Below are 2,425 nucleotides of genomic sequence, written 5' to 3' on the forward strand. Positions count from 1 at the left end.
ACTTCGACTACGACGCGATCCGCTTCGACTGGCTACGGGGTAACCGCTGACCTCCGGAAGTCACAGGTCGCCACGGTCCATATTTCGCGCTTCCTCAATCTCCTCAAGAATCGGCTCGTGTGGCACCCCAACCACCCTCGCGAACGCGCGAATAAGCTTCTCCAATCGCCCCTTCGATCGCACCTTTAGGTACTCGCCATCCTCGATCGCATCCACAATTTCAGGGGTCTCCATCAGAAACTCGGCGACCTCACTGATTGACAGCCCCGCCTCCTTTCTCCTCTCCGCGAGGAACGAGCCGATCGATACAAGAGCAGCACTTTCAGCTGGATGCTCAACCTCGAAGTTGCGCGACTCGCCCACCCTCCGATGGCTCGCATATAGCCGGTTCGCTTGACGGCGAGCTGTCGTCGCCCACCTCTCCAAAGCTTCCCGGTCATTCCAGATTTCGTTTAGCTCACCGAAGAGTCCATTCAGTTCAGGCCATACCTTCTTGGCTTCAGCGCTCAACTCACTGATCAGATCCCGAGTGACATGCCCCTTCACGCTCTGGAAAGCGCGATCACTCCGCCCACCCTGCTCGCCTGATCGCAGGTCACGCTCCTCATGGAGCGACTTCCCCCAGAGAACATAAGACAGAACGTTAATTAGCCCCCAACTGGCGGGGCCACCGTTCGGATTCTCGATCCTCTTGGCGACTTTCGCCACGAACTCAAGATCGGGACCCAGATTCGCACCTCCCGAGATCTCACTATGCGGAATATTGGGATACAGGCGCGCACAGAAGAGACGCCACGCCTCGCTTTCTGCGTGCATCTGAAAGTCTCGAAGGAGATTCCCCTCGTCCGCCAGATCTTGCTCTGCACTCCTAACACCAAAGGCGATTTCACGGAGTGGCGTATCGTCAATATTCACTACGCTCGGGGTGGTCAACAAGGCAGCCACCGAGGGAAGATGCTTCGCCTGAATCAGGTGCGTTGAAGAAATGGAGATCCAAGTATCCGCCTCAATGAGCGGCTGATCCCATCCACCAAGATCGCCCACAATCAATGGCAGAAGCAGGGTTTCTTCCAGTGAGAGATTCCGAGTGCCGGCCTCCAGCGCCGCGATACTCGACCGCGCCCACGGCAGCCCCCACTTGGCAGCCGCGGCGGCGACCTCCGCCTGCCGAACACCTCGCTCCTCCCGGAACAACTTGAGTCGCTTGCCAACGATCTCGGCCAGTGGCCATTGCTGCTCATCGCTTGCCATGAGTCCACGGTAGAGCCATGCAGCGTCCAAGACCAGACGCTCCAGTTTGGAGAGTCTGATGTGAAACGCTTGACGCCTGAGGTGACGTGTGCTGATGTTTGGAGCGACAGAAACCAAACTCTGGAGGACGGCAAGTAATGCCAACCAAGGAGATGGTTCGGGCTGCTGCGCAGCACGCGACCTGCACTCACAACTGGGTCTCCGTCGACGATCTCGCCGACGAGCTCCAGATCCCCAAGTCCACGATCTACGGCTGGAGAACACGCGGCCTCGGCCCCGCCTGGGTTCGCGTCGGCAAGCACCTTCGAGCCCGCAGAGCGGATGTCGATGCCTGGCTCGACGCCCTCAGCGAATCGGAATGATCTCCACCGCTTCCTCGGCCTCATCCCGCAGGAGAACGGCACCGCTCCGACGTACCAGGCCGGAGCGCCTGCCGGAAACGACGAAGCGACCCGGGTACCAGCCNNGGACAGCTCCATCCCGGCGTCCGACCTCGACAGGGTCATCGCCGTCCTCCCCAACGCGGTGAAGGCCGCCATGCAGAAGACGATCCCGGAGCGCTTCACCCCCGAACTCGCCCAGCAGATCACCGACGGCATGATCGCCAGACTCACCGGGCACTTCCCCTACTGCAAGAACGGCGCCTGCCTCACCCACGAGAATGGCGTCACCGAGCACGTTGGGACCGAGTACCACTTCGCCTTCCCCGACCTCGGCCCGGCGGGTGACCCGCTGCACCTCACCGTCCAGGCCGGTTACGACCCCCAGCTGGACGACGCGCCGAACGTCCACCTCGGCGACCCCGGCGGAAACCTGTCCATCCTCGACGCGGCCNNCCGCTTCGGGGAACTCGCAGCCACGCTGCGACAGGTCCACCGGCAGATCACCGCCGACACCACACCGCAGCCGAGCGGACCGAACAGCGAGGGCTTCCCCCTGTCGGCCGACGAGCGCGGCACGGAGTGGATGGCCCGCTACGGGTGCCCGCCGTTCTGCCAGCTCGACCACGCGGGCGCCGACGGCGAGCCCGGCTGGCACTCGACCGCGCCGATCGAGACCCGGATGCGCGACGTCGACGCCGAAGGCCCCGCCGACGTGCCGTTCCTGTCCGCCCAGGTCGTCGTCCACAACGACCGGCCGCAGGCGTACGGGCGCCACACGAAGCTGTGGCTGC

At 62.9% G+C, this 2,425-nt stretch carries 2 protein-coding genes; one reads left to right on the top strand and one right to left on the bottom strand.

Translation table 11 applies throughout. The features are described 5' to 3' along the window. Positions 1–60: 60 nt before the first annotated feature. A complete protein-coding gene (locus AOK24_RS47760; protein ID WP_107104075.1) occupies positions 61–1,251 on the bottom strand; it encodes a helix-turn-helix domain-containing protein in 1,191 nt (396 codons plus the stop codon). Positions 1,252–1,388: 137 nt separating this feature from the next. Here AOK24_RS47760 and AOK24_RS46490 point away from each other — a divergent pair, with 137 nt between their 5' ends. Continuing rightward, positions 1,389–1,613, top strand: coding sequence for a helix-turn-helix domain-containing protein (locus AOK24_RS46490; protein WP_240554186.1), 225 nt, complete (start codon positions 1,389–1,391; stop codon positions 1,611–1,613). Positions 1,614–2,425 lie beyond the last annotated feature (812 nt).

This window comes from Streptomyces niveiscabiei, from assembly GCF_001419795.1.
GTDB classification, from domain to species: Bacteria; Actinomycetota; Actinomycetes; order Streptomycetales; family Streptomycetaceae; genus Streptomyces; species Streptomyces niveiscabiei.

Excerpts from the sequence above, each read along its gene's own strand:
- AOK24_RS46490 (WP_240554186.1), top strand. The coding sequence starts at position 1,389 with ATGCCAACCAAGGAGATGGTTCGGGCTGCTGCGCAGCACGCGACCTGC.
- AOK24_RS47760 (WP_107104075.1), bottom strand. The coding sequence starts at position 1,251 with ATGGCAAGCGATGAGCAGCAATGGCCACTGGCCGAGATCGTTGGCAAG.